This window comes from Arsukibacterium sp., from assembly GCF_033722355.1.
Taxonomy (GTDB): domain Bacteria; phylum Pseudomonadota; class Gammaproteobacteria; order Enterobacterales; family Alteromonadaceae; genus Alishewanella.
This window is the reverse complement of sequence record NZ_JAWVZF010000158.1, coordinates 1-6,294: the sequence shown is the minus strand read 5'-3', so window position 1 is coordinate 6,294 and position 6,294 is coordinate 1. Positions and strand designations below refer to the sequence as shown.

Here is a 6,294-nt window from a genome sequence, read left to right as displayed (position 1 = left end):
TGTGGTGGTTGGTGTGGGCGACGACGGTGCTGTGCTGCAAATGCGCGACGGTTATGATTTGGTCGTCACAACCGATACCATGGTTTGCGGTACTCATTTTTTTCCTGATGTCGATCCGAGGGCTTTGGGTCATAAGTTAGTAACAGTCAATGTCAGTGACCTGGCAGCCATGGGCGCTGAGCCTGCCTGGTTATCGCTGGCATTGACGCTGCCGAGTGTCGATGAAGCCTGGTTACGCCAGTTTGCTGCGGGTCTGTCTGAAACAGCAGATTATTATAACTGCAGGTTAGTGGGCGGCGATACAACCCGTGGTCCGTTAAGCCTGACGATGATTGCCAAAGGGATGGTCCCCCGCGGACGTGCTATTACCCGGTCGGGCGCTAAAGTTGGCGATTATATTTATGTCACCGGCACTCTGGGCGATGCGGCGCTGGGATTAAAGGTGTGCCAGGGCCATGCTGAAGCCAGCAAAAAACATCAGGCTCATTTATTGCAACGATTTCATTTTCCTTCAGCGAGGGTTGCGCTGGGGCATGCGCTGCGTAATGTCGCCAGCAGCGCGATGGACATTTCTGATGGATTATGTGGTGATTTACCCCACATTTTACGCAGGTCTGGCGTTGGCGCGTACATTGACGTGACTAAACTGCCGATGTCTCAGGCATTGAAAGACAGCTGCGATCAGGCAACTGCACTGAAAATGGCCTTATCCGGTGGTGAAGATTATGAACTGTTATTCACGGTTCCGGAAAGTAAACGGGGCAGCCTTGATGTGCTGTTATCACCTTATGGTGTGCCTGTTACATGTATCGGCCGGATCACTGGCGTGGCCGGCAAATTGGAACTCAAAGCGGCAGAGCAGCCCTTTGATTATCAGCACCAGGGGTTCAGCCACTTCCCATGACAACGAAATTTGACCTAACCCGCTGGCAGCACCTACTCGCATTGGGTTTTGGTGCAGGTCTGGCACCACGTGCCCCGGGTACTTTTGGTACCTTAGTGGCTATTCCTTTTATTATTGGCTTTTCTGCTCTGGGTGTTAGCGGGTATCTGGCGTTTCTGGTGGTCGGTACCGCACTGGGCGTTTATATCTGTGGTAAAACGGCGCGTGATGTTGGCGAACATGATCATGGTGCCATTGTCTGGGACGAAGTGATTGGCTTTGCCTTAACGATGTTACTGGTTCCTGTCAGCTGGCAAAGCCTGCTTATTGGATTTTTATTGTTCCGGTTTTTCGATATTCTAAAGCCCTGGCCAATTCAATGGCTGGACAGGCGGATCCACGGTGGCCTTGGCATAATGCTGGACGATTTACTGGCCGCCGTGCCAGCCTGGCTGATATTACAACTGCTGGTTTATTGGCAGTTTTTGAATTAGTGACGGGTACGGACAGGGGCTCAGGGCAAGGGAATGAAAAAAGTAATATTAGCGGGTGTTATGATACTGCTGGGATTATTAAACCCGCTCAGCGCTCAAAATAACCCTTCACCCCGTGTCAGTCCGAAGTCAGTTGTAGCCGTTCAGTCGGTATATGATTTTGATATCCGGCACTGGACCAGCAACGACGGCTTGTCTAGCAATTCTGTCCGTACCATTGTTCAGGATGAGCAGGGTTATCTCTGGCTTGGCACCTTGTATGGCCTGAACCGCTTTGATGGTTTACAGTTTGAACATTTTACGACTGATAATACCCGCCATCTGGCCAGTAACAGTATTACCCGTTTGCTGCGTGACAGCAGCGGCTTTATCTGGGTTGGCACTAAAGCCGGTCTGTCTGGTTTTGATCCGATTACATTGAAATTTGATCGTTATCCGATCGTTGCTGAAGTGACAGCGATGATTGAAGTGAGTGAAGATGAAATCTGGGTGGCCGCTGATAATCTTTTCAGGATTAAAGACGGAAAAATCAGCAGAATTGAGGGGGTCCGCAGTCAGGTTCATCAGCTTGAGAAAGCTGAGGATGGGGTCTGGGTTAGCAGCGCTGAACATCTTTATCTGCTAAGTGCTGATGGTAAGCAGCAGAAACACGCATATCCGCTACCGATAGAGCTTGCTCAAACTCCGGTTTATGATTTAACTGTCACGGAGCAGGGGCTGCACTTGGCAAGTGAGAGCGGTTTTTACCATCTTACTGCGGCCGGCAACATCCAGAAGTGCCAGTTACCAGACGGTGAGCACAGCCCGGTCTATCGCCTGTTTACAGACAGCCAGCACGGTCACTGGATTTCAACCTATCGTCAGCTTTTTTACCGGCAACATCAGCAAAGCTGGCAAACGGTTACCACCAATGAACTTGGAACCCCCCCCTGGTTCAGCGATATTTATCAAGATCAACAACAGAATATCTGGCTGGCCAGTTACAGCGATGGTATTTACCGGGCGGCAGCCGGTAATATCAGAAGGGTTAATGAGGGCCTGGTGGACCCGGTGGTGCGCAGTGTCGGTTTAACCCCGGATGATAAGTTGATTGTAGCCAGCCAGTCAGCACTACAGTTACTCGATAATTCAGGGGAATTTACTACCTTGCTTGACGCTGGCGTGCTGGGCAATCAGACCGTGCATGATTTTTACTGGCCTGCGCCACAACGCCTCTGGTTTGGCACAGACAGTGGTTTGTTACAGTATAATCTGAGCAGCCGGGAGCTCAGTGTACCCTTCCCAAGCTTACAGGGAAACACAGTTAAAGTGGTGCAGCCCTCAACAGACGGCGGTATCTGGCTTGGCGGCGTCCGGGGTTTATTCTACGCAGCAGATAATCAGTTAACATTGTCCCCTCTGAATGAGCAGTTTGAATCCCGCAATATTACTGCCTTGCATCACACACCAGAGCAGTTACTGATCGGTACAACGCGGGGCGTATATCAGTACCGTCAGGATAAACTGCAACGACTTGGCGTAGGCACCGCGCTTTATAACAGCTACATTCTGGCCTTACTGCAGTTACCCGACGGCACTGTGCTGGTCAGCACTATTGATGATGGCATTTTTATCCGGCGGCCGGACCAGCAGTGGTTACAGCTGCACAGTGGTAATGGTATGCCACACGGCCCGGCTGTCAGTTTTTCTTTTGATCCGTCCCAGCAACAGATCTGGGTCAGCAGCCATAAAGGTATTTACCGGTTGGCACTGGCGACTCTGCCAGATAACAGTAATCAGTCTTTTATCATTGATGAGGTGCTTACGCCGTTTGACCGGCAATTAGGCAGTGGTCCTAACCGCTGTTGTAATGGCGCTGGCCAGGCAAAAATAGTGCGCTGGCAGGGGGAGTACTGGTTCCCGACCCTGAACGGTTTAATTGCGGTGCAGGCAGATTTAAAGCAGATGTCTGAACAAATATTAAAGCCGCAAATTAAGCAGGTGACAACCGGCCAGCAATATCAGTTGTCGCAGGGACAGCAACGGCTGGTACTGGAGATGAATGAGCGTAATGTCACGTTGCACTATTCTGCGCTGGAGTTTATCAAACCCGATGCGTTGCAGTTTCGTTACCGGCTCGAAGGTTTCGATAGTCACTGGCATGAAGTTGAGCAACGACGTGAGGCGGTGTATACCAATCTGCCACCCGGTAATTTTGTCTTTAAGCTGCAGGTTCGTCTGAGTGGTCAGAGCTGGCAGTCTGCTACCGAAACCAGTTTGCTGCTGGTTGTTCCGGAGCGTTTTGATGAAACGCTGCTCTATCGCTCGCTGTGGTTACTTCTGTTGCTGTGTTGCCTGTACGGTGTGTTGTGGCTGGTTCGGCGCAATACCCTGCACAAACAAGCAGAACTGGAACGTCTGGTCAGACAGCGCACTCAGGAACTGGAGAACAGTAATGTCAGGTTAAACGAGCTGAATGAGCAGCTGAGTCAGTTAACGCATAAAGATAACCTGACCGGACTTCGTAACCGGCGCTTTATGTTTGAACAGTTACCTAAAGATATTGAGCACTTTCAGCGCAACCGCGAATCAATGCAGGATCAGGGCAAATGCCTGGCACTAGTGCATGTCGATTTAGACAACTTTAAACAAATTAATGATCAGTATGGCAACAGTGCTGGTGACAGCCTGATCCAGCAAGTCAGTGGCTTGTTAATCCGTGAAACCCGGGGTTCTGACTATGTAGTGCGCTTCAGTGGTGCTGCCTTTGTTCTGGTGTTACGGGATATTCAGACAGATTTGGTTCGGCAGTTTAATTACCGGCTTAATGAACAGGTGGCAAAGGCGGCCTTTAATCTGCCAGATGGCCAGATTGCCAGACTGACATGTTCAATCGGTTATGCGCACTACCCGTTACCCCTTTTAGGTGGGCAGCTGATTAACTGGGAAGTGTCATTGCAGCTGGCGGAGTTGGCGCTGTACCATGTTAAACATCATGGTAAAAATGCAGTCGCTACCCTGGCTTTTGATGCCCAGCTTGATGCATTTGAGTTTGAAGACTCAGCGCATATTGAAGCGCAAATTGAGAAGCTGCTGGCCGAGGGCCTGGTGTGGTTTGAACAGGGAGACAGCCAGGCCCTCTGAGCCTGGCTGATGGCATCAGTGTTGACTAAAAGCCGCTATCTGGCGGCTGATCCCATCACTGTCTAACCCCAACTCAGCATAAATTTCCTGCTGGGTGCCATGTTTAATAAACTGATCCGGTAAACCAAGATTCAATACTTTTACATTGCAGCCCTGTTGCAGCAAATAATCATTCACTGCCGAACCGGCCCCGCCGATCAGCGCGTTGTCTTCTACTGTCACAATATGGCTGTGGTCAGTTACCAGCTGCTTTAGCAAAGCTTCATCCAGGGGTTTGACAAAACGCATATCCACCAGAGTGGCATTAAGCTCTGTTGCTGCCTGCCGGCATTGGTGCAGTAAAGGGCCAAACGCCAGAATGGCCAGTTTGTTGCCTTGTTGTACTATTTTCGCTCTGCCCAGGGGGATCAGCTGCATCTGTTGCTCTGCAGCAACCCCGGTTCCCACTCCGCGCGGATAGCGAACGGCAGCAGGACCGGGATGCTGATAACCGGTATATAACATTTGCCGGCATTCATTTTCATCAGACGGGACCATCAGCAGCATATTCGGAATGCAGCGGATAAAGCTGATATCGAAGGCGCCCTGATGGGTCGGGCCGTCAGCGCCGACGATGCCAGCTCGGTCAATAGCAAACAGAACGTCAAGATTCTGCAGAGCGACATCATGAATAAGCTGGTCATAGCCTCGCTGTAAAAAGCTGGAGTAAATGGCCACTACCGGTTTTAACCCTTCAATGGCCATGCCTGCAGCCAGGGTTACGGCGTGTTGTTCGGCAATCGCAACGTCAAAATAACGCTTCGGAAAGCGTTTAGAAAACTGAACCAGATCAGAGCCTTCACGCATGGCCGGGGTAATACCCTGTAGCCGTTCGTCCTGCCCGGCCATGTCACAAAGCCACAGGCCGAAAATATTGGAAAATGTGGGCTTACCGGCCTTTTTTACTGGCTGACTGCTGGCGTCCGGATCAAATTTGGCTACTGCATGATAGCCTATCGGATCGGCTTCAGCCGGAGCATAACCCTTACCTTTTTTGGTTACGACATGTAATAGCTGCGGGCCTTTTAAATTACGCATATTGCGGATGGTATCAGCCAGCGTAATGACATCATGACCATCAATAGGACCAATGTAATTAAACCCCAGTTCTTCAAAAAAGGTGCCTGGCGTTACCATACCTTTAAAATGCTCTTCAGCGCGGCTTGCCAGCTCGTGTAAAGGTGGCACACCCTGCAAAATTTTCTTGCCGCCCTCACGCAGGCTGGTGTAAAAGCTGCCCGATAAGATCCGGGCAAAATACTGGTTTAATGCGCCGACATTTTCTGAAATCGACATCTCATTATCGTTCAGAATAACCAGCATATCGGGACGTACTTCGCCAGCATGGTTCAGTGCTTCGAATGCCATACCTGCCGTGATAGCACCATCGCCAATAACGGCAACCACTTTACGTTTTGATTTAGCCTGGCCGGCAGCTATTGCCATCCCCAGCGCGGCACTGATTGAGGTACTGGAATGGCCGACAGTCAGCGTGTCGTATTCGCTCTCTTCCCTGCAGGGAAACGGATGCAAGCCATCCTTCTGCCGGATGCTGTGCATCTGCTCGCGGCGGCCGGTTAAAATTTTATGCGGATATGCCTGATGGCCGACATCCCAGATTAAACGGTCAAAAGGGGTATTATAGACATAGTGTAATGCTACAGTCAGTTCAACCGTACCCAGACCAGAGGCAAAATGTCCGCTGCTCTGGCTGACAGTCTTCAGTAAAAAGCGGCGCAGTTCAGCACTGAGCGC

At 50.6% G+C, this 6,294-nt stretch carries 4 protein-coding genes; 3 read left to right on the top strand and 1 reads right to left on the bottom strand.

The features are described from left to right. The first annotated feature begins 1 nt into the window (after window position 1). From thiL to R3177_RS12275, 3 genes are read left to right on the top strand one after another with little or no spacing between them, the layout of a single operon-like run. Window positions 2-904, top strand: coding sequence for a thiamine-phosphate kinase (thiL, locus tag R3177_RS12285; RefSeq protein ID WP_318971321.1), 903 nt, complete (start codon window positions 2-4; stop codon window positions 902-904). Next, a complete protein-coding gene (locus R3177_RS12280; protein ID WP_318971320.1) occupies window positions 901-1,377 on the top strand; it encodes a phosphatidylglycerophosphatase A in 477 nt (158 codons plus the stop codon). The genes thiL and R3177_RS12280 overlap by 4 nt, the downstream gene beginning before the upstream one ends. Before the next feature lie 33 nt (window positions 1,378-1,410). Beyond that, window positions 1,411-4,500, top strand: coding sequence for a diguanylate cyclase (locus tag R3177_RS12275; RefSeq protein WP_318971319.1), 3,090 nt, complete (start codon window positions 1,411-1,413; stop codon window positions 4,498-4,500). A gap of 15 nt (window positions 4,501-4,515) precedes the next feature. Here the strand turns inward: R3177_RS12275 and dxs are convergent. After that, on the bottom strand, window positions 4,516-6,294 hold a 1,779-nt coding region (gene dxs / locus R3177_RS12270), incomplete at its 5' end, for a 1-deoxy-D-xylulose-5-phosphate synthase (RefSeq protein WP_318971318.1).

What these genes read in the sequence shown, in the direction of transcription:
- R3177_RS12275 (WP_318971319.1), top strand. Translation starts at nt 1,411, where the DNA reads ATGAAAAAAGTAATATTAGCGGGTGTTATGATACTGCTGGGATTATTA.
- R3177_RS12280 (WP_318971320.1), top strand. Translation starts at nt 901, where the DNA reads ATGACAACGAAATTTGACCTAACCCGCTGGCAGCACCTACTCGCATTG.